The 23,108-nt window shown below is 71.8% G+C and carries 23 protein-coding genes and 1 other RNA gene; 17 read left to right on the top strand and 7 right to left on the bottom strand.

Annotation, left to right across the window (positions count from 1 at the left end; translation table 11 throughout):
• The first annotated feature begins 154 nt into the window (after positions 1-154).
• Positions 155-502, top strand: coding sequence for an antibiotic biosynthesis monooxygenase family protein (locus ACQKQD_RS24560; RefSeq protein ID WP_042672224.1), 348 nt, complete (start codon positions 155-157; stop codon positions 500-502).
• A 335-nt stretch (positions 503-837) separates the two neighbouring features.
• Positions 838-2,343 (top strand): undecaprenyl-phosphate glucose phosphotransferase, encoded by a 1,506-nt coding sequence (locus ACQKQD_RS24555; protein ID WP_427509815.1) that lies wholly within the window; start codon positions 838-840, stop codon positions 2,341-2,343.
• 37 nt (positions 2,344-2,380) lie between these two features.
• Here the strand turns inward: ACQKQD_RS24555 and ACQKQD_RS24550 are convergent, their stop codons facing one another.
• Entirely contained in the window at positions 2,381-2,866 is a 486-nt protein-coding gene (locus ACQKQD_RS24550) for a transcriptional repressor (protein ID WP_020094645.1), read from the bottom strand.
• A gap of 124 nt (positions 2,867-2,990) precedes the next feature.
• On the opposite strand from ACQKQD_RS24550, the gene ACQKQD_RS24545 reads away from it, so the two are divergent.
• The 3 genes from ACQKQD_RS24545 to ACQKQD_RS24535 are packed head-to-tail and all read left to right on the top strand — an operon-like array spanning position 2,991 to position 4,791.
• Positions 2,991-3,125 (top strand): hypothetical protein, encoded by a 135-nt coding sequence (locus ACQKQD_RS24545; RefSeq protein ID WP_020094646.1) that lies wholly within the window; start codon positions 2,991-2,993, stop codon positions 3,123-3,125.
• Complete coding sequence (locus ACQKQD_RS24540; RefSeq protein WP_042672223.1) at positions 3,122-3,919, top strand: metal ABC transporter ATP-binding protein; 798 nt, start codon at positions 3,122-3,124, stop codon at positions 3,917-3,919. Before ACQKQD_RS24545 ends, ACQKQD_RS24540 begins: the two co-directional genes overlap by 4 nt.
• Before the next feature lie 47 nt (positions 3,920-3,966).
• Entirely contained in the window at positions 3,967-4,791 is an 825-nt protein-coding gene (locus ACQKQD_RS24535; RefSeq protein ID WP_427509875.1) for a metal ABC transporter permease, read from the top strand.
• Here ACQKQD_RS24535 and ACQKQD_RS24530 read toward each other — a convergent pair whose 3' ends face one another.
• The 3 genes from ACQKQD_RS24530 to ACQKQD_RS24520 are packed head-to-tail and all read right to left on the bottom strand — an operon-like array spanning position 4,792 to position 7,519.
• Positions 4,792-5,655 (bottom strand): SDR family oxidoreductase, encoded by an 864-nt coding sequence (locus ACQKQD_RS24530; RefSeq protein WP_427509814.1) that lies wholly within the window; start codon positions 5,653-5,655, stop codon positions 4,792-4,794.
• Complete coding sequence (gene queG, locus ACQKQD_RS24525) at positions 5,652-6,797, bottom strand: tRNA epoxyqueuosine(34) reductase QueG (RefSeq protein WP_427509874.1); 1,146 nt, start codon at positions 6,795-6,797, stop codon at positions 5,652-5,654. The genes ACQKQD_RS24530 and queG overlap by 4 nt, the downstream gene beginning before the upstream one ends.
• Before the next feature lie 29 nt (positions 6,798-6,826).
• Complete coding sequence (locus tag ACQKQD_RS24520; protein WP_020094651.1) at positions 6,827-7,519, bottom strand: glutathione S-transferase family protein; 693 nt, start codon at positions 7,517-7,519, stop codon at positions 6,827-6,829.
• A 253-nt stretch (positions 7,520-7,772) separates the two neighbouring features.
• Here ACQKQD_RS24520 and ACQKQD_RS24515 point away from each other — a divergent pair, with 253 nt between their 5' ends.
• The 5 genes from ACQKQD_RS24515 (at position 7,773) to ACQKQD_RS24495 (ending at position 12,463) form a co-directional block, all read left to right on the top strand.
• Complete coding sequence (locus tag ACQKQD_RS24515; protein WP_020094652.1) at positions 7,773-8,576, top strand: undecaprenyl-diphosphate phosphatase; 804 nt, start codon at positions 7,773-7,775, stop codon at positions 8,574-8,576.
• Between the two features lie 229 nt (positions 8,577-8,805).
• Positions 8,806-10,695 (top strand): methylmalonyl-CoA mutase family protein, encoded by a 1,890-nt coding sequence (locus ACQKQD_RS24510; protein ID WP_427509813.1) that lies wholly within the window; start codon positions 8,806-8,808, stop codon positions 10,693-10,695.
• A 43-nt stretch (positions 10,696-10,738) separates the two neighbouring features.
• Entirely contained in the window at positions 10,739-11,110 is a 372-nt protein-coding gene (locus tag ACQKQD_RS24505; protein ID WP_427509812.1) for a hypothetical protein, read from the top strand.
• A 135-nt stretch (positions 11,111-11,245) separates the two neighbouring features.
• Complete coding sequence (locus ACQKQD_RS24500; RefSeq protein ID WP_427509811.1) at positions 11,246-11,695, top strand: hypothetical protein; 450 nt, start codon at positions 11,246-11,248, stop codon at positions 11,693-11,695.
• Between the two features lie 48 nt (positions 11,696-11,743).
• Positions 11,744-12,463, top strand: coding sequence for a glutathione S-transferase (locus ACQKQD_RS24495; RefSeq protein WP_427509810.1), 720 nt, complete (start codon positions 11,744-11,746; stop codon positions 12,461-12,463).
• 15 nt (positions 12,464-12,478) lie between these two features.
• Here the strand turns inward: ACQKQD_RS24495 and ACQKQD_RS24490 are convergent, their stop codons facing one another.
• On the bottom strand, positions 12,479-14,236 hold the full coding sequence (locus tag ACQKQD_RS24490; protein WP_427509809.1) for a protein kinase domain-containing protein: 1,758 nt from the start codon (positions 14,234-14,236) through the stop codon (positions 12,479-12,481).
• On the bottom strand, positions 14,233-15,771 hold the full coding sequence (locus ACQKQD_RS24485) for a YifB family Mg chelatase-like AAA ATPase (protein ID WP_427509808.1): 1,539 nt from the start codon (positions 15,769-15,771) through the stop codon (positions 14,233-14,235). The genes ACQKQD_RS24490 and ACQKQD_RS24485 overlap by 4 nt, the downstream gene beginning before the upstream one ends.
• 143 nt (positions 15,772-15,914) lie before the next feature.
• Between ACQKQD_RS24485 and ACQKQD_RS24480 the strand changes: the two genes are divergently transcribed.
• The 4 genes from ACQKQD_RS24480 (at position 15,915) to ACQKQD_RS24465 (ending at position 18,674) form a co-directional block, all read left to right on the top strand.
• Entirely contained in the window at positions 15,915-16,175 is a 261-nt protein-coding gene (locus ACQKQD_RS24480; RefSeq protein WP_427509807.1) for a PepSY domain-containing protein, read from the top strand.
• A gap of 75 nt (positions 16,176-16,250) precedes the next feature.
• Positions 16,251-16,349: signal recognition particle sRNA small type (gene ffs / locus ACQKQD_RS24475), an RNA gene on the top strand.
• A 37-nt stretch (positions 16,350-16,386) separates the two neighbouring features.
• The gene (locus ACQKQD_RS24470; protein WP_427509806.1) at positions 16,387-18,288 is read left to right on the top strand and encodes a DNA polymerase III subunit gamma/tau; all 1,902 of its coding nucleotides are present in this window, start codon (positions 16,387-16,389) and stop codon (positions 18,286-18,288) included.
• A gap of 62 nt (positions 18,289-18,350) precedes the next feature.
• Positions 18,351-18,674: a YbaB/EbfC family nucleoid-associated protein gene (locus ACQKQD_RS24465; protein WP_020092789.1), complete on the top strand. Its 324-nt coding sequence runs from the start codon at positions 18,351-18,353 to the stop codon at positions 18,672-18,674.
• A gap of 155 nt (positions 18,675-18,829) precedes the next feature.
• Here ACQKQD_RS24465 and ACQKQD_RS24460 read toward each other — a convergent pair whose 3' ends face one another.
• A complete protein-coding gene (locus ACQKQD_RS24460) occupies positions 18,830-20,449 on the bottom strand; it encodes a phosphoenolpyruvate carboxykinase (protein WP_427509805.1) in 1,620 nt (539 codons plus the stop codon).
• A gap of 415 nt (positions 20,450-20,864) precedes the next feature.
• Here ACQKQD_RS24460 and recR point away from each other — a divergent pair, with 415 nt between their 5' ends.
• From recR to fmt, 3 genes are all read left to right on the top strand, one after another.
• The gene (recR, locus tag ACQKQD_RS24455) at positions 20,865-21,470 is read left to right on the top strand and encodes a recombination mediator RecR (RefSeq protein WP_020092791.1); all 606 of its coding nucleotides are present in this window, start codon (positions 20,865-20,867) and stop codon (positions 21,468-21,470) included.
• 104 nt (positions 21,471-21,574) lie between these two features.
• Positions 21,575-22,090 (top strand): peptide deformylase, encoded by a 516-nt coding sequence (gene def, locus ACQKQD_RS24450; RefSeq protein ID WP_020092792.1) that lies wholly within the window; start codon positions 21,575-21,577, stop codon positions 22,088-22,090.
• Positions 22,091-22,097: 7 nt separating this feature from the next.
• The gene (gene fmt / locus ACQKQD_RS24445) at positions 22,098-23,027 is read left to right on the top strand and encodes a methionyl-tRNA formyltransferase (protein WP_427509804.1); all 930 of its coding nucleotides are present in this window, start codon (positions 22,098-22,100) and stop codon (positions 23,025-23,027) included.
• Positions 23,028-23,108: the final 81 nt, after the last annotated feature.

The following is a 23,108-nucleotide window of genomic DNA, read 5'->3' as shown; positions in this document are numbered from 1 at the left end:
ATCTTCTAGTTTAAGCCCACACATCTTTGCAACATTGTTGCTCAAATGTCGACGTGGAGGTCAGGGCTGCTTTCGAGGTGCGCCTTGTCGCCGCGCGGCGGTACCCCTTAGGACCACAGGGGCATGTAGGTTCGGTACCGCGCAGGAGGCACGCATGTTCATCGCGATGAATCGCTTCAAGGTCGTTAAGGACGCGACGGCGGATTTCGAGGCCGTCTGGCTCGGGCGCGACAGCCACCTCGGCGAGATGCCGGGCTTCGTCGAGTTTCACCTGCTGCGCGGCCCCGAGCACGAGGACCACGTGCTCTACGCCTCGCACACGATCTGGCGATCGCGTGCCGATTTCGAGGCCTGGACCCGGTCCGAGCAGTTCCGCAAGGCGCATGGCCGCGTGCCCTCGACCAAGCCCCTGTATCTCGGCCACCCCCAATTCGAGGGTTTCGAGACGATCCAGACGGTCGGCGGGACGGCCGATGCGCGCCAGGACGCGGACGCCGTCTGAACGCGGCGGACCCCGGCCGCCCTTCGGCCGGGGTCATTCGAGGCGCCGATCCGGTTGAAACTGCGATGAAAGAAACCCGCGTGAATTGAAATAGCTCCGGCGAAAACGGTCCCCCGTCAAACCTCGCGACGGCCGGCTGCGCCGAACAGTCACTCAGCATTAACTATGTATTGCCTCCTCCGGAAGCAGGCCCTAACTCGCAGCGCTCATCCGCGACTGCGATCGTGAACCCGCCGGGCCCGCGGCTTGCTCCGTGACCGTCACCAGGCGGCGCTGAAACCTTTCGTGTCTCAGACTGGTACAGAGTCCGACTAAGACGGGACGTTGCGGGTCAGATGTTTCACGATCGGCTTCCGGAGACGTTTCAGGCGCTGCCGACCTCGGCGGAGCGCCGCCGCAATGTGTGGTCGGCCCTGCTGCCGCGCCGCGGCCGTGCGCTGGCACGCATCGCCCTGTCCATGACTCTCGCCGCCACCGACATCGCGGCGATCGTGGCGGTCACGCTGGGCCTCGAATGCGCCTACCAAGTCCTCGCGCAGGACGGCACGGTGTGGGCGGGTCTCGTCCGCGGCTCGCGGCTAACGGCGCTGCTGGCGCTGGTGATCGTCGCCACGAACGTCCTGCGCGAGGAGTACAGCCTCGAGAACGTGATGGCGCAGAAGCCGGGCGTCCAGCGGGTGGCCTCGCTCTGGCTGATCGCCTGGGCCGCCGTGCTCGTCGTCAGCTTCATGACGAAGACGACCAACGATTACTCGCGGCTCGTCTCGCTCGGGATCTTCGCCGCCGGCCTGCCGGTGCTCATCGCGGCGCGGGCCGCGGTGCGCCGGCTCGTGCGCGAGCGGCTGAGCGCGGGATCGGCCACCGCCAGCCGGATCCACCTCGTGGGCTACGAGGAGGACATCGCGCGCTTCTACGCCGGCAAGGAGGTCGACCAGCTCGGCTCGCGGATCATCGGGACGAGCTACCTGCGGCGGGTCGATCCCGGCGCCGACGCGGCCACGCGCCACGACCAGTTGCAGGAGGATCTCGACCTCGCCGTCTCCGTCGTCCGCTTCCTGCGGCCGGACGACGTCTTCGTGCTGGTGCCCTGGGCCGACACCGCGGAGGTCGAGCGCTGCATCGACGCCTTCCTGCGGGTGCCCTCGGCCCTCCACCTGCGTCCCGGCGCGGTCCTCGACCGGTTCCCGGACCTGCAGGTCGCCCGGGTCGGCGGCGTCTCGGGGATCAACATCGGCCGCCGTCCGCTGAACGTCGGCGAGGTCATGCTGAAGCGCGCCCTCGACCTGACGGTGGCGACCATCGCCCTGGTGTCGCTGTCGCCGCTGCTCGCCGCGATCGCGGTGGCGATCAAGCTCGACAGCCCCGGCCCGGTCTTCTTCCGGCAGAAGCGCTACGGCTTCAACCAGCAGCCGTTCGGCGTCTTCAAGTTCCGGTCGATGCGGGCGGATCCGAACGCCGCCTTCCGGCAGGCGACCCGCAACGACAGCCGCATCACCCGGATCGGCGCGATCCTGCGCCGGACGAACCTCGACGAGCTGCCCCAGCTGATCAACGTCCTGCGCGGAGAGATGTCGCTGGTCGGCCCCCGGCCGCACGCTTTGGCGCACGATCGGAGCTTCGAGCGCCGCATCGCCCTCTACGCCCGCCGGCACAACGTGAAGCCCGGGATCACCGGCTGGGCCCAGGTCAACGGCTACCGCGGCGAGACGCAGACCGACCTCGCCATGGAGCGGCGCGTCGCCTGCGACCTGCACTACATCGACAACTGGTCGATCTGGTTCGACATCCAGATCATGATCCAGACGGTCGTCTCGCGCCGCGCCTACCAGAACGCCTTCTGACCGGCACCCGGCGCCCGTCCGCCCTGGAAGTGGCGCCTCAGGGGGCCTGCTTCCGCTCCCGGCAGGCGCCGCAATCGCCCTCGACCTCCAGGATGCTGTGGGTCGGGGTGAAGCCGGCCCGCTCCAGCGTGCGCCCCAGGCTGCCCTCGACTTCCTCCGACGAGGCCTCGTCGACGCCGCCGCAGGTGCGGCAGATCAGGAAGATGACCCCCTCCCCGGGGGCGTGGCCGTGCGCGCAGGGGATGAAGGCGTTGCGGCTCGCGATCCGGTGGACCAGCCCCTGCTCCATGAGGAAGTCGAGGGCGCGGTAGACAGAGACCGGGGCCACGCGCTTGCCCGGCGCGCTCAGCCGCTCCGCGATATCGTAGGCGCCCTGAGCCTTGGCGGACTCGGCTACGGCCTCGAGCACCTCCCGGCGCAGGGGCGTGAACTGAAGACCGCGCTCGCGACACAGGGCCTCGGCCCGCGCGAGCATGTCACCGGTGCCGGCGTGGCACGCGTCGTGACCCTCGTGACGGTGCATGATCGCTCCAGACGTGATCCGCAGGTTGTCCCACGGGTTTGTTACAGTGTATCACCGCCGCCCAGCACCGCACCAGTAGCCCCGCGCGGTGCCCGCGCCGGCGTGAGCGCGCGACGAGGACCCCGTGCCGACCATTCCCAGCCCGAGACACGCGGCACGGCGATCGCTGTTCCAGAGCGGGATCGGCCTGCGACTGGCGCTCGCCGCGCTGCTCTCGGCGCTGGTCTGGCTGACCATCGCCTGGGCGCTGGCGACATGAGCGGCGCGCGCCCGGATCCGATCCGCCTCGTCGGTCTCACCCTCGGTTACGACCGGCATCCCGCGGTCCACCACCTCGACGGGTCCGTGCGGGCCGGCGACCTGCTCGCCCTCGTCGGCCCGAACGGGGCCGGCAAGTCGACGCTCCTCAAGGGCATGGCCGGGGAGATCCGCTGCCTGGACGGGCGCATCGAGCGCGCCGGCGCCCTCGCCTACATGCCGCAGGTCGACGAAATTGATCGGAGCTTCCCGCTCACCGTCATGGATCTCGCCGGCATGGGCCTCTGGCGGCGCGCGGGGGCGTGGCGCAGCCTCACCCGGCGGCGCCCGGCGATCGAGGCGGCGCTGGCCGCGGTCGGCCTCGACGGCTTCGCGGCGCGGCCGATCGGCACCCTGTCGGGCGGACAGTTCCGGCGCGCCCTGTTCGCCCGTCTGATCCTGCAGGACTGCCCGGTCGTGCTCCTCGACGAGCCGTTCACCGGCATCGACGCGCGGACGGTGGACGATCTCCTGGCGCTGATTCGCACGTGGCACGGCGAGGGGCGGACCGTGGTGGCGGCCCTCCACGACCTCCAGCAGGTCCGCGCGCATTTCCCGACGACGCTGCTGCTCGCCCGGGAGCCCGTGGCCTGGGGACCGACCGCGCGGGTCCTGACGGCCGAGAACCTCGCGCGCGCCCGCAACCTGTCCGAGGCCTGGGACGAGGGCGCGGCGATCTGCGCCGGGCCGCGATCCGTCGCGGCGGCGCACGACCACGGCGGCGCGGACCATCACCATCACGAGGACGCCGCGTGACCGATCCGCTCGGATCCCTGTTCGCGCCGTTCGTGGAGTTCGGCTTCATGCGCCGGGCCCTGGCGGGCTGCCTCGCCCTGTCGGTCTCGGCGCCGCCCATCGGCGTGTTCCTGACGCTGCGCCGCATGAGCCTGATGAGCGACGCGATGAGCCACGCGATCCTGCCCGGCGCCGCGGTCGGCTTCCTGGTCGCCGGCCTGTCGCTGCCGGCGATGACGCTGGGCGGCCTCGTCGCCGGCCTCGCGGTCGCCCTCCTGGCCGGCGCCGTCACCCGCGCGACGGTCGTCCGGGAGGACGCGAACCTCGCCGCCTTCTACCTCATCTCGCTCGCGGCCGGCGTGCTGCTGGTCTCCCTGCGCGGCTCGCAGATCGACCTCATGCACTTCCTGTTCGGCTCGGTCCTGGCGCTCGACGACGACGCGCTGTGGCTGCTCGGCGGCATCAGCACGCTGACCCTGCTGGCCCTGGCCCTGATCTACCGGCCGCTCGTGATGGAATGCGTCGATCCCCTGTTCCTGCGGAGCGTGAGCCGCAGCGGCGGCCCGGTCCACCTCGCCTTCCTGGCGCTGGTCGTCGTGAACCTCGTCGGCGGGTTCCAGGCCCTCGGCACGCTGCTGGCGGTGGGGCTGATGCTGCTGCCGGCGGTGGCGGCCCGGTTCTGGGCCCGCGACCTGGCCGGCCTGATCCCGGTCTCGATGCTGATCGCGGCCCTGGCGAGCGTGTCGGGGCTCAGCCTGTCGTACCGGTACGACGTGCCGAGCGGGCCGGCCATCGTGCTGGCGGCCGGTGCCCTCTACGTCGCCTCGATGATGGTCGGCCCCCGCGACGGCCTGCTCCGCCGCCTCGTCCGGCCGCGCCACCTCGAGGCCTGATCAGGGCTGGTCCTTGAGCGCGGCGAGTCCCTCGCGATAGGTCGGGTAGGCGAGCGCGACGCCCAGCTCGTCGCGGATCAGCCGGTTCCGGACGCGCTTGTTCTCGCCGTAGAAGCTGCGCGCCATCGGCGACAGGTCGGCGGTCTCGAAATCGATCTCGGGCGGCAGCGGCAGGCCTGTGAGGGCCGCCGCGTGCTCGGTCACGGTCTGGGGCGCGGTCGGCTCGTCGTCGGTGACGTTGTAGATCGCCCCCGGCCGCGGCCGATCGATCGAGGCGAGCAGCGTGGTGGCGATGTCGTCGACGTGGATGCGGTTGAAGACCTGCCCTGCCTTCACGATGCGCTGCGAGCGCCCCTCCCGCAGCTTCACGATCGGGTTGCGCCCGGGTCCGTAGATGCCCGAGAGCCGGAACACCTGCACGGCCTTGCCGGTCGCGGCGCCGAGCGCCAGCCACGCCGCCTCGGCGTCGACGCGCACCTTGGACCGGGCGCTGCGCGGGGTCGCCGGCGTGGTCTCGTCGATCCAGGCGCCGCCCTGGTCGCCGTAGACGCCGATGGTCGATAGGTAGCCGATCCACCGGATCCGGCTCGCCGCGACGGCGTCGGCGTAGCGGGCCAGCACCGGGTCGCCGGCCTCGCCGGGGGGCGCCGAGACGAGGAGCACGTCCGTGTCGGCGAGATCCGCCGCGATCCGGGGATCGTCGGCCTCCGGCCCGAAGGCGCGCATGGCGAAGCCCGTCTCCGCGGCGACGCGCTCGGCGGCCGCGGGGTCGGTCACCGTGGCGCGGACGGTCCCGAAACGCGGCCGCGCCCGCTCGGCGAAGTGGCGGCCCGTGAAGCCGAGCCCGAAGACGAAGAGGTTCATGCCGCGGATGTCTCGTCCGTCCGCGGTTCCGTCAAGCCGGTGGCGGCCCGCCACTCGTCCCGCACGTGGGCGTCGGTCTCGGAATCGCCGTGCTGGCGCCCGAGCGCGCGCACGGCCTCGGGCGCCAGCAGCCGGCCGCAGGCCCAGACCGCCATGCCGCGCACCAGTGAAGACGGGTCGCGCAGGCGCGCGACGGCCGCCTCCGCCAGCGACGGGTCACCCGAATTGCCGATCGCGATCATGACGTTGCGCAGGAAGCGGTCGCGCCCGGTGCGCTTCACCGGCGTGCCGGCGAAGAAGGTGCGGAACGCCGCGTCGTCGAGGCCCGCGAGATCCGCGAGCGCCGGGGCCGCCAGGTCCGCCCGCGCGGCGAGCCGGCTCTCCGCCGCGGTGCGGGCGAACTTGTTCCAGGGGCAGACGGCCAGGCAATCGTCGCAGCCGAACACCCGGTTGCCGATCGCTTCCCGGAACGCCGGGGGGATCGGCCCGGCATGCTCGATCGTCAGGTACGAGATGCAGCGGCGGGCGTCGAGCCGGTAGGGCGCCGGGAAGGCGTCGGTGGGGCAGACGTCCAGGCAGGCGCGGCACGAGCCGCAACGGTCGGGCTCCGGCGGGTCGGGCTCGAATTCCGCGCTCGTGTAGATCGCGCCGAGGAGCAGCCAGTTGCCGTGCCCGCGGGAGATCAGCACCGTGTGCTTGCCCTGCCAGCCGAGGCCGGCCGCCTCCGCCAGGGTCTTCTCCATGACGGGGGCGGTGTCGCAGAAGACCTTCACCCGCACGTCGCCCTTGGCCGACAGATACCCACCCAGTTCTTTCAGGCGGCCCTTCAAAACTTCGTGATAGTCCCGCCGCTGCGCGTAGGCGGCCACGGCACCGCGGTCGCGACGCGCCACGAGGTCGAGGGGATCGTGCTCCGGCCGGTAGCTCATCGCCAGGACCAGGATGCTGCGCAGACCGGGCCACAGCGCGATCGGGCTGGCGCGCTGATCGGACCGCTCCGCCATCCAGTCCATGGTGCCCTGCGCGCCCTCGGCGAGCCAGGCGGACAGGCGGCCGGGCAGGTCGGGCAGCCGGTCGGGTCGGGTCACGCGCAGGCCGCAGAACCCGAGCGTCCGCGCCCGGGTCTCGACGAGGCGGCGCAGGTCGGCGCCGTGGTAGGTCCGTCGGGCGTTCAGAAATCCAGATCCGCGTAGTGGGCGGCCGGTGCCATCCCGGCCACCCGGTCGGCGAGCAGGGCGCGGAACGAGGGCCGCGACTTGACGCGGGCGTACCAGTTCCGCGCCATCTCGTCCTCGTCCCAGGGCACGTCGCCCAGGTAGTCGACGCAGGAGAGATGGGCGGCCGCGGCGAGATCGGCATAGGTCAGGTTGTCGCCGGCGATCCAGCGCCGTCGCGCGATGAGGTAGCCGATGTATTTGAGGTGGTAGCGCACGTTGGAGCGCGCCGCGCGGATCGCGTTCATGTCGGGCGGGCCGCCGCCCTCGTTGGCCGACATGAAGCGCTTCGAGATCTTCTCGTTGACGAGGTAGGCGGTCACCTCGGACTCGAACTTGACCAGGAACCAGTCGAGCAGGCGCCGTACCTCCACGCGCTCGACGGTGTCCTCCGGCAGCATGCGGCGCCCCGAGAGCCCCAGGCCGCGGGTCTCGTCGAGGTACTCGGCGATGACGCCGGCGCCGGGAACCACGAGGCCGTTCTGCTCCAGCAGCACGGGCGTGACGCCCGCCGGGTTGATCAGCAGGAAGTCGTCGCGCCGTTCCCAAGGCCGTTCTTCGAACAGCGTCGGCTCCATGCCCATCTCGGCGAGCACGAGACGGATGAAACGGGAATTCGCGCAGAAAGGGAAATGGTAGAGGGTTGCCATCGAGGCCGTGCGGGACGTTCGGTCTGCCAGCGCGGCCGGTCCCGCGCTCGTCGTGGGTCCTGAAGCGCGGGTCTTCGGCGCAGAGGACTTCGGACCGAGCGTTATTGCCCGACCGTTGCCGAGCCCTTAACACGCGCGGCCCGGCCCAGTAACTGCCCGTCAACCCTGATCGGCGAAGCCTCGGGTACAACCATTTCGCGTGGCAGGTGGTGGCCCGACGGGGGCCTCCGCGCGCGCGGCACAGGGCGTCGCGATGGATCCGGCAAGCATCGGCAAGGCAGTTCTGCTCGCCCTGGTGGAGGGGGCGACCGAGTTCATCCCGGTCTCCTCGACCGGCCACCAGCTGCTGGTGGGGCACTTCATCGGCTTCCACTCGCCCAACAACACCTTCGAGGTGCTGATCCAGCTCGGCGCGATCCTGGCGATCCTGCTGGTGTATTTCCGCCGCCTCCTGGGGATCGCCACCGCGCTGCCGTCCGACCCGAAGGCGCGCCGCTTCGTGCTCGGCATCTTGGTGGCGTTCCTGCCGGCGGCGATCATCGGCGGCCTCTTCTCGAAGCTGATCAAGGCCTACCTGTTCAACCCGTGGATCGTCTGCGCGACGCTGGTGGCCGGCGGCCTCGTGCTCCTCGTCATCGACGACACCGACCTCGAGGTGAAGAAGACTGACGTCTACGACTTCTCGCTGCCGATGGACCTGAAGATCGGCATCTTCCAGTGCCTGGCGATGATCCCCGGCGTCTCGCGCTCGGGCGCCACGATCGTGGGCGCGATGCTGATGGGCGCCGACAAGCGCTCGGCCACCGAGTTCTCGTTCTACCTCGCGATGCCGACCATGGCGGGCGCCTTCGCCAAGGACCTGCTCGACAACTATAAATACCTCTCGAGCAACGATGTCGGCCTGATCGCGATCGGCTTCATCGTGTCGTTCGTCTCGGCGCTGTTCGTGGTGCGGTTTCTCCTCGACTACGTCTCCCGCCACGGCTTCTGGCTGTTCGCATGGTGGCGGATCATCGTCGGCGCCCTCGGCTTCGCCGGCCTGATTATCCTCGGCTGACGCGGGCGGGATCGCGCCCCGTTCGGTCGGCCCGGGCTCGCCGGCAGCGGCTCGGACTCGCGATCCGGATCGGCAGGTGCCCCTCACCGCACCTGCGCCGCATCACTCAAAAATCGGTGATCCGCGGCTTGAGCTTTCCTCAACCATCGGGCGATTGCCAGCGGCGGAGCGGCGTGCGAGGCAAACGCATGAAAGCGGTGCAGAAGACGCCGCGCCCTGGGACGTACCGATGGAAGACAGACCGCTCGCCGACCTCTTCGAGCCCGCAGACCGGGCGCGCTGGCTCGGCCTCGTCGAAGGCGTCCTGAAGGGCGCCGATTTCGAGAAGCGGCTGGTGTCGCGGACGGCCGACGGACTGCGGATCGAACCCCTCTACGGACCGGCCGAGCCGGCGGCGCAGCCGGTGCGTGAGCCCGGACCCTGGCGGATCGCCCAGCGGGTCGACCATCCCGACCTCGAAACCGCGAACACGCAGGCGCTCACCGACCTCGAGGGCGGGGCCGATGCCCTCGTGCTCGCCTTCGCGGGTGCGCCGGGCGCCCGCGGCTACGGTCTCACCGCGGCGAGCGTCGAGGAGCTCGACGCCGCCCTGAAGGGCGTGATGTTGCCGCTGATCGCCCTGCGGATCGATACCGGCGGCCGCGGCCTGGAGGTGGCCCAGCTAATCAAGGCGCTGGCGGAGCGCCGCGGCGAGGATCTCTCGACCTACGACGTCGATCTGGGGCTCGATCCCGTCGGCGTCCTGGCGGCCACCGGCAGCCTCGGAGCCGTCTGGACCGACATCGCCCCCCGCCTCGCCGACGCCGTGGCCGAGCTGGAGGCGGCGGGTTTCCGCGGCCGGGCCTTCCTGGCCGACGGCCGGCCCTACCACGAGGGCGGCGCCGGCGAGGCGGCGGAACTCGGCGCGGTGCTCGCCACCGCCGTCGCCTACCTGCGCGCCCTGGAAGCGGCCGGTCACGATCTCGCGAGCGCGCGCGACCGCGTCGCCGTGCTGCTCGCGGCCGATGCCGATGAGTTCGTCACCGTCGCGAAGTTCCGCGCGATGCGGCGCCTCTGGGCGCGCGTCGAGCAGGCCTGCGGCCTCGAGCCGAAGCCGCTGCGGCTCCACGCCGAGACCGCGTGGCGGATGATGACCAAGCGCGACCCGTTCGTGAACATCCTCCGCACCGGCATGGCGGCGGCCTCGGCCGGCATGGGCGGCGCCGACAGCGTCGCGGTCCTGCCGTACACGCAGGCCCTCGGCCTGCCCGACGCCTTCGCCCGGCGCGTGGCGCGCAACAGCCAGATCGTGCTCATCGAGGAATCGCACCTCGCGCGGGTCAGCGACCCCGCGGCCGGCGCCGGCGGGTTCGAGACCCTGACGGCCGAGCTCGCCGAGGCGGGCTGGGCGGCGTTCCAGGCGATCGAGGCCGAGGGCGGGATCGTCGCCTCGCTCAGCGTCGGCAAGCTCCAGCGGCGGATCGAGCTGACCCGCGAGGCCCGCGCCAAGGCGGTGGCGACCCGCCGCGAACCGCTCACCGGTGCGAGCGAGTTCCCGAACCTCCCCGAGAAGCCGGTCACGGTTCTCGACGTGCCGCCCGTGGCGGCGGTGCGCGGTACCAACTTCGGCGCGGGCTCGGCGGTCGCCTGCGACGCGCTGCCGTCCCAGCGCCTCGCGGAGCCTTACGAGGCCCTGCGGGACGCCTCGGACGCCTTCCTCGCCAAGACCGGTCGCAGGCCGATCGTGTTCCTGGCCAATCTCGGCCCGGTGGCGGCCTTCAACGCCCGGGCGACCTTCGCGGCCAACGCCTTCGCGGCCGGCGGGCTCGAGGCTCTGTCGAACGAGGGCTTCCCCGATGCCGAGGCGGCGGCGGCGGCGTTCCGGGAATCCGGCGCGAGCCTCGCCTGCATCTGCTCCACCGACGGGATCTACGCCGAGCGTGCGGTCGCGACCGCGGAGGCGCTGACCGGGGCCGGCGCCGGACCGGTCTACCTCGCCGGGAAGCCGACGGACCTGGCCGAGCCGCTGAAGCAGGCGGGCGTGGCCGCCTTCCTGCATGTCGGCTGCGACCTTCTCGCCCTCCTCAACGCGGCACTCCGTGCGGCCATGCGGACGCCCGCGCCGCAGGCGCCGCGCTGACGGGGCGCCGGTCTCCCCGAAGCCCACGGCACTCCGGATCCGCATGACGCCCCGCATCGCCGTCGCCCTGCTCCTCGCCGGCACGCTGCCCGCCGCGTCCGCCCCCCGCGCCGCCCTGCCCGATCGGTTCGACGGCACCTGGAGCGTCGAGATCATCACCGAGACGGGGACCTGCGACCGTGCCTACCGCTACCCGGTGCGGATCGAGCGCGGGCGGGCGCGCTTCATCGGGACTGCCTTCGTGGTGGAGGGTGGCGTCGCGCGGAACGGGGCGATCCGCGGCTCGATCTCCAACGGCGCCGCCACCGCCGACGTGCGGGGACGCCTGGGCTCGGACGGCTTCGGTGCCGGAACCTGGGTCTCGACCGGGGCCCTCGCCTGCCGGGGACACTGGAACGCGGAGCGGCGCGGCTGAGCGCGGCTGTGGCCGTCGCGAAACAGCCCGGATCTTGCCCGGAATCGGGCACCCGGACCGAACCGCCAGCCCCGATCCCGACGCAATCATGAGCGAGAGCTGAACACGGTTCGGACACCCGACGAGGCCGCCCGTATGAAGACTTCGATCCTCGCCACCTTCGCCGTCCTCGCGCTCGTCTCGGCCGCCGAGGCGCGGCCTCACCGGCACCCGGCCGCCCCGAAGGTGAACGCGGCGGAGGCCGAGAGGGTGTTGGCGCCGCTGCGGCAGGCCGCCACCGCGTGCTTCGCCGAGACGGTGCTGTCGAACCCGAAGGCGACGGCAGAGGCGCGCGCCGGCCGCTGGTACGAGGCCGTCGGCATCACGGGCTTCCTGTGCCGCCCGGAGGTCGCCGCGATGATCCGGACCCACGACAACCTCTACGGCGCGAAGACCGGTGAGCGCTACTTCAAGGGCGCGTACGTCAAGCATCTGGACCAGCAGCTCGCCGAGCGCCTTCAGCCGATGTTCGCCCGCAAGGCCGTCGCCAGCGCCGAGCCGCCACTCGAGAAGGCCTCGGCGGAGGAGCCGGCCGAGAACAACTGAGCGGGAACCGTCCGGGGTCGCCGCGCCTTCCCCGACCCGGAGGCGGCGATGCCCTACGAGCTCCATTACTGGCCGATGATCCAGGGGCGCGGCGAGTTCGTCCGCCTCGCCCTCGAGGAGGCCGGCGCCGACTACGTCGACGTGGCCCGCCAGGACGACGATTCCGGCGGCATCGGACCGATGCTCGACCGACTGTCCGACCCCGCCGATCCGCGACCGCCCCTGGCACCACCCTTCCTGCGCGACGGCGACGTCGTCGTCGGGCAGAGCGCCGCGATCCTGCTCTATCTCGGACCGCGCCTCGGGCTCGTGGGCCCGTCGGAGCGCGACCGGATCTGGACCCATCAGCTCCAGCTCACCGTCGCCGACGCGGTCGACGAGGCGCACGACACCCACCATCCCGTCGGCGTCGGCCTGTACTACGCGGATCAGAAGGCCGAGGCGCTGCGCCGGGCGGCCGAGTTCCGGCACGATCGCATCCCGAAATATCTCGGCTATTTCGAGCGCGTGCTGGCGGCCAACGGCGGCCGCCGCCTCGTCGGCGCGGATCTCTGCTACGCCGACCTGTCGCTGTTCCAGCTCGTCGACGGCCTGCTCTACGCCTTCCCCAAGGCGACCGCCGCGGCCCTCCGGAGAACCCCGCAGGTGGCGCGGCTCCACGAGACCGTGGCGCGGCGCCCGCGGCTCGCCGCCTACCTCGCCAGCGCGCGCCGGATCCCGTTCAACGAGGACGGCATCTTCCGCCGCTACCCGGAGCTGGATCCCTGAGACGCGAGCCGGGGCTCACCGACGCGGGCCGGCGATCAGGATCGCCGCGAGCACCAGCGCGACGAGCCCGAGCACCAGCGACAGCAGGCGCCAGAACAGCAGCGGGTCGCGCTCCAGGAGCGACGCCCGCCGGCCATCCGTGAAGGCCGGGTTGGGGTGGCGCAGGTCGTGGACGAAGGCCGACACGGTCGCGTAGCGCCGCTGCGGATCGGGATGGACGGCCCTGCGCAGCGCGCCGTCGACCCAGACCGGCAGCAGCGGGCGCACGGTCAGCGCCGACGCGTAGCGCAGCCGCCGCTGCGCCGCGCGCGTCCGGGCCCGGGGCACCGCGTCGCCGTAGGGCAGCCGCCCCGTGAGCATCTGGTAGGTCATCACGCCGACCGCGAAGACGTCCGACTGGGCGGTCCCCGAGGCGCCGAGGAAGCACTCCGGCGCCGTGTACTGCACCGTGCCCAGGATCTCCGCCGGGTCGATCCGCGGGTCGCCCTCGACGACGCCGGCGACCTGGGTCGCGCCGAAATCGATGATCTGGACGGTGCCGGCCGCGTCGATCAGAACGTTGTCGGGCCGCAGGTCCTGGTGGACCATCTCCCGCCGATGGAAGGCCTGCACGCCCCGGGCGAGCTGCTCGACGAGGCCCCGCACCGCCTCCAGCTCGGGCGCCGCGTGGTCGCGCATCCACTGGGTCAGGGTCTGGCCCTCGACGTAGCGCATCACCGTGTAGAGGTGGCTGCGGCGGCCGGCCTGGGGATGGGCCCTGAGCACGTGCGGATTGTCGATCCGCCGCGCGATCCACTCCTCCATGACGAAGCGCTTCCGCTGGGCTGGATCGTCCCGCAGGTCCAGCGACAGCACCTTCAGCGCGACCTGGGCGCCGGTCTCCGCCTCGACCGCCAAGTAGACGCGGCTCCGCGGACCGGAGTGGAGGATCCGCAGCAGGCGGAAGCCGTCGAGCTCCGCGGGCGGGTCGAGGAGCGGCGCCGGGTCCAGCCCCTCGGCCTCGCCGAGGAGGTCGGCCGGCTCGCCCTCCGGCACGGTCTCGACCCGCACGATCTGGATCGTCAGGTTGTCCGGGCTGCCGGCCGCCAGGGCCATCTCGACGATCGCCCGCGCGGCGGCGTCCAGGGTCTCGGCCGCAGCGATCTCCGCGACCATGTCGCGGGGCCGGACATGCTCGTGGATGCCGTCCGTCGTCAGCACGAAGGTGTCTCCGGCCTCGACGCCCACGGCGTGATAGTCGATCTCGACGCGGCCCTGCGCTCCGAGGGCGCGGCCGAGATACGATTCCGCCGCGGAGACGACGACCCGGTGGTCCTCGGTGAGCTGCTCGAGCGACCGGCCGGACACCCGCCAGATCCGGGCATCGCCCACGTGGAAGAGGTGGGCCACGCGGGATTTCAGCACGAGGGCGTCGAAGGTCGTGACGTGGCCCCGGTCGGCATCGTTCGGATCGGCGCCGCGCCGCGTCTCGGCGTAGAGCCAGGAATTCGTGGCCGCGATCACGCGCTGCGCCGAGGTCTTCACCGACCACGTGTCCGGCGTGGCGTAGTAGTCGCTGAGGAAGCTCTTGACCGCGGTCTCGCTCGCCGCCGCGCCCGCCGCGCTGCTGCTGATCCCGTCGGCGAGGGCGACCGCGATCCCCTTCAGGCCCAGCGCCGGCTGGACGGGAACCAGCGCGCCGTTGAAATCCTGGTTGGCGGCCTTGCCGCCGGCGCTGCTGTGCTGGCCGATCGTGACCGTCAGGTCGACCGGGCCGCGCGGTCCGGCGCTCAAGCGGCGGCCGCCGCGCTGTCGCCCCGGCCGCGGTACGACAGCGCTTCGGCGAGGTGGAGCCGGCGGACCTGCGCCTCGCCGTCGAGGTCGGCCAGGGTCCTGGCGACGCGCAGCGTCCGGTGGAAGCCGCGGGCGGAGAGGCGCATGCTCTCGGCCGCCTGGCGGATCAGCGCCGTCCCGTCGGCGTCGGGGCTCGCGACGTCCGAGATCAGCGTCGCGGGACAGGTCGCGTTGGTGGTGGATTCCGGCAGGCCGCGCGCGGCGTAGCGCGCCCCCTGGAGCGCGCGGGCCGCCGACACCCGGGCGGCCGCCTCGCGGGAGCCCTCGGCCGGCGCGGGCAGGATCAGGTCGGCGGCCGTCACCGCCGCCACCTCGACGCGCAGGTCGATGCGGTCGAGCATCGGGCCGGAGATCCGCGCCTGATACTGCGCCATGCAGCGCGCGTTCGGCCCGCGCCGGCAGGCGTAGCCCGGTTCGAGACCGTGGCCGCAGCGGCACGGGTTCATCGCCGCGACCAGCTGGAACCGCGCCGGGTAGGTGATTCGGTGGTTGGCCCGGGCAATCATCACCGCCCCGGATTCCATCGGCTGGCGCAGGCTGTCGAGCACCTGCGGGGAAAATTCGGGGAGCTCGTCCAGGAACAGCACGCCGCCATGGGCCAGGGAGACCTCACCGGGCCGCGCCCCGAGGCCGCCCCCCACCAGGGCCGCCATCGAGGCGGAATGGTGCGGCTGCCGGAACGGCCGGCGGTTCGAGAGCGCCCCGTCCTTCAGCGCGCCCGCCACCGACTGGATCATGGAGATGTCGAGCAGCTCGCGCGGCGTGAGCGGTGGCAGGATCGAGGGAAGACGCGCCGCCAGCATCGACTTGCCCGAGCCGGGCGGCCCGTTCATCAACAGGTTGTGGCCCCCGGCGGCCGCGATCTCCAGGGCGCGCTTGGCGCCCTCCTGCCCCTTGATGTCGGCGAGGTCCGGCAGCGGCCCGGCCGGCGCGGCGACGGCGGGCTCCGGCCGCGCCATCACCTGGCTGCCCTTGAAGTGGTTGGCGAGCTGGATCAGCGAGCGCGGCGCGAGCACGTCGAGGTCGCCCCCCGCCCAGGCCGCCTCCGGCCCAGTGGACGCCGGGCAGATGAGCCCGAGCCCCCGATCGGCCGCCGCCATCGCGGCTGGCAGCACGCCGCTCACCGCCGTGATGCTGCCGTCGAGGGCGAGCTCGCCCAGGACGCAGTAGCCGGCGAGCGCGTCCGCCGGGATCGCGCCGATGGCCGCCATGACGCCCAGCGCGATCGGCAGGTCGAAATGCGAGCCTTCCTTGGGAAGATCCGCCGGGGCGAGGTTCACCGTGATGCGCTTGGCCGGCAGCGCCAGCCCCGAGGCGATCAGCGCTCCGCGGACCCGCTCGCGCGATTCCGCCACCGCCTTGTCGGGCAGACCGACGACGGTGAACACCACCGAGCCCGGCACGATCTGGACCTGCACGTCCACCGCCCGCGCCTCGATGCCCTCGAAGGCCACGGTGGCGACGCGGGTGACCATTCGTGCAGTGTCCTCGCCGCCGCGTTCCGGTACGGCCAAGATGTGCGGCAGATTCGGGGGCGGCTCAAGGGGATCGCCGCCATGGAACTCCGCCGCGGCACGCCTGTTCACAGCCGGAAACAATTGCCGGATCGGAGACAGCCATGCGCCTGACCACGTCCCTTCTCGCCCTGACTTTGATCGCGGGCACCGGCCTCACCGCCCGCGCCGACGAGAAGCTTCCGGCCGATCAGCAGGCCAAGGTCGAGGCCGTGCTCAAGCAGGAGGGCTTCACCAAGTGGAAGGAGATCGAGCTCGACGACGGCATGATCGAGGTCGACGACGCGATCGACGCGAGCGGCAAGCAGTTCGACCTGAAGCTCGATCCGAAGACCCTGGCCATCGTGAAGCGCAAGGCCGAGTGAGGCAGCGCTTCGGCTGCGCTTCGACTCGGCTTCAGCAGCGCTTGCGTTCGGGCCGAGGCCCGGCCATATAGCCGGCGGGGGGTTGGCGAGGGACGTTTCACTCGCCAACCGGGTCAGGTCCGGAAGGAAGCAGCCCTAACGAGACCGAGCGGGTCTTCGTCCAGCCTCCCACCTCAATCCACGGCGCGCGGCAGCCGGACCCAGACACGGCATGGACGCTACGACCGGCACGCCTGACGACGAGCCGGGCCTGCCCGGGTTTCCAGCGCCCCCCGCCGCGGCGACGCCCTACCGGGTGCTCGCGCGCAAGTACCGCCCCACCAATTTCGGCGACCTGATCGGCCAGGACGCGATGGTGCGGACCCTCGCCAACGGGTTCGCGGCCAACCGCATCCCGCAGGCCTGGATGCTCACCGGCGTCCGCGGAGTCGGCAAGACCACGACGGCCCGCATCCTGGCGCGCGGCCTCAATTACGCCCGCGCCGGACAGCCCGACACCGGCCCGACCGTGTCGATGCCGGAACTCGGCCTCCACTGCGCGGCGATCATGGAATCCCGGCACATGGACGTGCTGGAGATGGACGCCGCCTCGCATACCGGCATCGACGACGTCCGGGCGATCATCGACGGCATCCGCTACGGGCCGGTCTCGGCGCGCTACAAGGTCTACATCGTGGACGAGGTCCACATGCTCTCCGAGAAGGCGTTCAACGCCTTCCTGAAGACGCTGGAGGAGCCGCCGCCGCACGCGAAATTCGTGTTCGCCACCACGGAGATCCGCAAAGTCCCGGTGACGATCCTGTCCCGCTGCCAGCGATTCGACCTGCGCCGGGTCGAGGCGCCGACCCTGCACGCGCATCTCGCGAAGGTCTGCGCGGCCGAGGGCGTATCGGTCGAGGACGAGGCTCTGGGCGCCATCGTGCGCGCCGCGGAAGGGTCGGTGCGCGACGCGCTCTCGCTGCTCGACCAGGCGATCGCCCACGGCGCCGGCACGATCACGGCGCAGAGCGTGCGCGACATGCTGGGCCTCGCCGACCGCGCCCGGATCCTCGACCTGTTCGAGGCGGTGATGCGCGGCGCGGTGCCGGCCGCCTTCGCGGAGCTGCGGGCGCAGTACGATTCCGGCGCGGACCCGTCGGTCGTGCTCTCGGATCTCGCGGCCTTCACGCACCTCGTCACCCGGCTCAAGGTGGTGCCGGAAGCCGCCGCCGACCCGACGCTCAGCGAGACCGAGCGCGTCCGCGGCGCCGCGTTCGCCGAGAAGCTCTCGATCCGCGCCCTGTCGCGGGCGTGGCAGATTCTGCTGAAGGCGATTCCCGAGGTCCAGGCGGCGCCCCGGCCCCTCGCGGCCGCCGAGATGGCGATCGTGCGCCTCGCCTACGCGGCCGACCTGCCCACACCCGACGAGGCCCTGCGCCAGCTCCGGGCCGAGGCCGCCGCCGCGCCCGCGGACGAGGCCCCGGTCGCGTCGGTCCGGCCGCCCCTCCCGCCGATTCCCGACCTGCGCGGCGGCGGTTCCGCGGCGCTCGCCGCGGCACCCCGCACGGTCGCGCCGGAGCCCGCCCCGGTCGCGGCGCCCCTGGCCGCGCCCGTCGCGGTGAACGCGCCGGCGAGCGTCCCGATCAGCGCGCCGGCGCCGAGGCCGGCGCCCGCGGAACCGCCGACGCCGCGTCTCGGTCGGTTCGAGGACCTGATCGCGCTGGCCGACGCCAACCGGGATATCCTGCTGCGGACCGCGCTGGAGCGCGACGTCCACCTGGTGCGCTTCGAGGAGGGCCGGATCGAGTTCCGCCTCGCCTCCGGCGGCCGGTCGAGCCTCGCCAACGACATCGGCGCCGCCATCGAGCGCTGGACCGGGCGGCGCTGGGTGGTGGCCCTGTCGAAGGACGAGGGCGCCCCGACCCTCGACGCGGCCGCCCGTGCCGCGACCGAGACACGCCGGGAGAACGCCGCCGCCGACCCATTCGTGCGCGAGGTTCTGACGCGCTTCCCCGGGGCCGAGATCGTCGACGTGCGCGAGACAATCTCCGAGGCCCTCCCCTCCGCCGAGCAGGAGATCCTCGGGGAAGGTGACGCCGCGCGGGTCGGCGAGGTCGAGGACGACGACGCCTGACGCATGGTGGCGCCCGGGCCGCGCCATACCCAGATCAGACGAGGAAACGGAAAGAGAGCCGCATGCGCGACCTGATGGGCATCATGAAGCAGGCTCAGGCCATGCAGGAGAAGATGGCCAACCTGCAGTCCGAGATGGACGAGATCGAGGTGACCGGCGCCTCCGGCGGCGGCTCCGTCCGGGTCACCATGAGCGCCAAGGGCCAGATGAAGGGGGTCAGTATCGACCCCTCGCTGATGGTCGCGGACGAGCGCGAGATCCTTGAGGACCTGATCGTCGCGGCCTGCAACGACGCCCGCGGGAAGGCCGAGGCGACCATGCAGGAGCGCATGGCCGAGCTGACCAAGGGCCTGCCCCTGCCGCCGGGCATGAAGCTGCCGTTCTAGGACGCATCTCGGACAGGACGTCCGAACCGTCTTCACGAGCGCAGCGAAGCGATCCAGTCGCGCTACGCTCGCAGATGTCGCGCTGCCCTGGATAGCTTCGCTGCGCTCGCTAAGACGGACGGGACGGGCGGCCCCGCGGGCCGCCCGCTCTCGGTTTACGCCGCGATCGCCTGCGCGGTCGGCCCGGCGGCGCGCACGTCGGCGTCGACATGGGCCTCGAACCGCTTGAAGTTGTCGTCGAACATCTTCACGAGCCGCGCCGCCGTCTCCACGAAGGCGCCCTTGTTGGCCCAGGTCTTCACCGGGGTCAGGATGTGCGGCTCGACGCCCGGAACCGAGACCGGCACCGCGAAGCCGAAATACGGGTCGCGGCGGAACTCGGCCTGCGCCAGCGAGCCGTCGAGGGCGGCGCTCAGCAGGCGGCGCGTCACGCGGATCGGCATCCGCCGGCCGGTGCCGACGCCGCCGCCGGTCCAGCCCGTGTTGACCAGCCAGCAATCGACGCTGTGCTTGGCGATGAGGTCGCGCAGCAGGTTGCCGTAGGTGCTCGGATGCCGCGGCATGAACGGCGCGCCGAAGCAGGTCGAGAAGGTCGCCTCGGGCCCGGTCAGGCCGCGCTCGGTGCCGGCCACCTTGGCGGTGTAGCCCGAGAGGAAGTGGTACATCGCCTCGGCGCCGGTGAGCTTGGCGATCGGCGGCATCACCCCGAAGGCGTCGCAGGTCAGCATGACGATGTTCTTCGGATGCCCGGCCCGGCCGGAGGCGCTGGCGTTGGCGATGAAGTCCAGCGGGTAGGCGCAGCGGGTGTTCTCGGTGAGCGACGCGTCGTCGAAATCCGGTGCGCGGGTGACCGGATCGATGATCACGTTCTCCATCACCGTGCCGAAGCGCTCGGTGGTGGCGTAGATCTCCGGCTCGGCGTTGCGCGAGAGGCGGATGGTCTTGGCGTAGCAGCCGCCCTCGAAGTTGAAGATGCCCTCGTTCGACCAGCCATGCTCGTCGTCGCCCAGCAGCTGGCGGGAGCTGTCGTTCGACAGCGTCGTCTTGCCGGTGCCCGAGAGGCCGAAGAAGATCGCCGAGCCGCCCTCGGCATCGAGCGCCGCGTTGGCGGAGCAGTGCATCGGCATCACGCCCTGGCCGGGCAGGATGTAGTTCAGGTAGGTGAAGACCGACTTCTTCATCTCGCCCGCGTAGGCGGAGCCGCCGATCAGCACGAGCTTCTTCGAGAAGTCGATGGCGATCACGGTCTTCGACCGGCAGCCGTGCCGGGCGGGATCGGCCTGGAAGCTCGGCAGGTCGATGATCGTCATGTCCGGCACGTAGGACGCGATCTCGGAGCGGTCCGGACGGATCAGCAGGTTGCGGATGAACAGCGAGTGCCACGCGAACTCGGTGAAGACCCGGGCCTTGACCCGGTAGGCCGGATCGGCGCCGCCGTAGAGGTCCTGGGCGAACAGCTCCTTGCCCTCGGCGTGCTTCAGGAAGTCCTGCCGTAGGGTCTCGAACTGCTCGGGCGTGATGGCGCCGTTGTTGTCCCACCAGACCTCGTTCTCGGTGCCGGCGTCGCGCACCACGAACTTGTCCTTGGGCGAACGGCCGGTATGGCTGCCGGTGGTGGCGACGAGGGCGCCGCCGCGGGCGAGCTGCGCCTCCTTGCGGAACAGGGCCTCCTCGTAGAGGCGCGGGGCCTCGAAATTCCAGTGGACGGCCTTGAGGTCGCGGAAGCCCGCCGCCTCGGCGCCGTGGGCCGCGTTGTGATCACCGATGTTGGTCATGATCGTATCTCCCGGGCCCCTGTTCGACCGTCGACGCGACTGAGCCGGACGGCACCGCCGTCCGGGTTTGCCCGGGAGACGTCCGTGCGGTCGTACAGGACCGCCGCACGCAGGTTCTCCGTTCCCGGCCGCTCGCCATCCCACGCTCGCGTAGGCGGCGAAGCTTCGCTGTCATAATGGGCTCCGCCGGGAGCCCGCAACGTGTACAAACAGGTTAGACCACAGTCGTGGACTCAGGAACCCAGGTCTGTAAGCAGTCCCGTTCGTCGTGCAGCATAATGCCACCGGCGCAGCGACGTCGGAATACCCATATACCACATACGATGGACCGCATCGGCGCGCGGACCCTTGCGCGGCGCCCGGCGCCGTCTATGCCCGTCCCGATCCGCAGCCCCTTCCTCGCCCCAGAGGCACGATGCCCCAAGCCGTCGCCGGCCCCGAGATCGAGCGCCTGATCCAGCTCCTCGCCCGCATGCCGGGCCTCGGACCGCGCTCGGCGCGGCGGGCCGCCCTGCAGCTCATCAAGAAGCGCGACACGCTGCTCGGGCCCCTCGCCGACGCGATGCGGGTGGCGGCCGACCGCATCATCGTCTGCACCAGCTGCGGGAACGTCGACACCTCGGACCCGTGCACGATCTGCCGGGACGCCGAGCGCGATCCGACGACGCTCGTGGTGGTGGAGGACGTGTCCGACCTCTGGGCGCTGGAGCGGTCCGGAGCCGTGAAGGCGCGCTACCACGTGCTCGGCGGCGTCCTCTCGGCGCTGGACGGCGTCCGTCCGGAGCACCTGAACCTCGCGAGCCTCGTGGAGCGCGTCGCCCGGCCCGAGGTGACCGAGGTCATCCTGGCGCTCAACGCCACCGTCGACGGCCAGACCACCGCCCACTACGTCACGGAGTCGATCCGGCACTGCGACGTGAAGGTCACGCGCCTCGCCCACGGCGTGCCGGTCGGCGGCGAGCTCGACTACCTCGACGAGGGCACGCTCTCGGCGGCGATCCGCAGCCGGACGGTGTTCTGAGGGCCGGCGACAGGTCGCGAACCGGTATTTGACCGGTCCTCGGCCGCATCCTATTCGACGGTGAGCCCGGACCCGTCCCGGCGCCTTCCCTGCCGGTTCCCGCCATGACCATCCGCCCGCTCGTCATCCTTCCCGATCCCGTCCTGCGCCTGGGATCCGAACCGGTCGGGCCGATCACCGCCGAGATCCGGACCCTCGTCGCCGACATGTTCGAGACGATGTACGACGCTCCTGGCGTCGGGCTGGCGGCGATCCAGATCGGCGTGGCGAAGCGCGTCGTGACGATCGACACGTCGAAGGAGGAAGGCGTCCGCGACGCGCGGGTCTTCATCAATCCCGAGATCGTCTGGTCGTCCGAGGAGAAGCGGGTCTACGACGAGGGCTGCCTGTCGATCCCGGACTACTACGCCGAGGTCGAGCGCCCGGACCGGGTGCGCGTGAAGTTCCGAGACCTCGACGGCAAGGAGCAGGAGATCGAGGCCGACGGCCTGCTCTCAACCTGCATCCAGCACGAGATCGACCATCTGAACGGCGTGCTGTTCATCGATCACCTGTCGAAGCTGAAGCGCGACCGGGTGATCAAGAAGTTCACCAAGGCGGCCAAGCGCGACGCGGCCTGAGCCGGCCATGCGCGTCGTCTTCATGGGCACGCCGGACTTCGCGGTGCCGACGCTCGCGCGGCTCGCGCAGGACGGGCACGACATCGCGGCGGTCTACACCCGCGCGCCCGCCAGGGCCGGCCGCGGCATGAGCCTGCGCCCCTCACCGGTCCACGCGCTGGCCGACACGCTCGGCGCGCCGGTGCTGACGCCCGCGACGCTCCGCACGCCCGAAGCCGCCGAGACCTTCGCGGCGCACCGGGCGGACGTCGCGGTGGTCGTGGCCTACGGGATGCTGCTGCCGCAGGCGATCCTCGACGCGCCGCGGCACGGCTGCCTCAACCTGCACGGATCCCTGCTGCCGCGCTGGCGCGGCGCGGCGCCGATCCAGCGCGCCGTGATGGCGGGCGACGCCGAGAGCGGCGTCGGCGTCATGCGGATGGAGGCCGGTCTCGACACAGGCCCGGTCGCCCTCGAGGCGCGGTTGCCGATCACCCCGGGCATGACGGCGGGCGCCCTTCACGACGCGCTCATGCCGCTCGGCGCCGACCTGATGGCGCGGGCCCTCGCGGCGCTCGACGCGGGCACGCTGACCTTCGCGCCGCAGCCGGAGGACGGAATCGTCTACGCCCACAAGATCACCAACGACGAGGCGCGGATCGACTGGTCCCGCCCGGCGGCTGAGGTCGCCAACCGGATCAACGGGCTGTCGCCGTTCCCCGGCGCCTTCTTCGAGGTCGATCTCGGCAAGGGCTCCGAGCGCGTGAAGGTGCTCCGCGCCGCCCCGGCGGAGGGTTCGGGCGCGCCGGGCACGCTGCGCGACTCCGACGGCACCGTCGCCTGCGGGGACGGCGCCGTCCAGCTGCTGGAGCTGCGCCGCGCCGGGAAGGGCGGCAGCGCCAGCGGGGCCGAGTTCGTCCGCGGCGCCCGTCTGACGCCCGGCGCCCGCCTCGGCTGATGCGCGTCGCCCGTTCACGGCATTCGGCGCGCTGCCCGACCCGTCATCGCGAGCGCAGCGAAGCGACCCAGGGCAGCGCAC

Origin of the sequence: Methylobacterium sp. NPDC080182, from assembly GCF_050281105.1 — a bacterium.
Classification (GTDB): Bacteria; Pseudomonadota; Alphaproteobacteria; order Rhizobiales; family Beijerinckiaceae; genus Methylobacterium.
The sequence above is the reverse complement of the archived record's forward strand: the minus strand, read 5'-3'. Positions and strand labels throughout refer to the sequence as shown.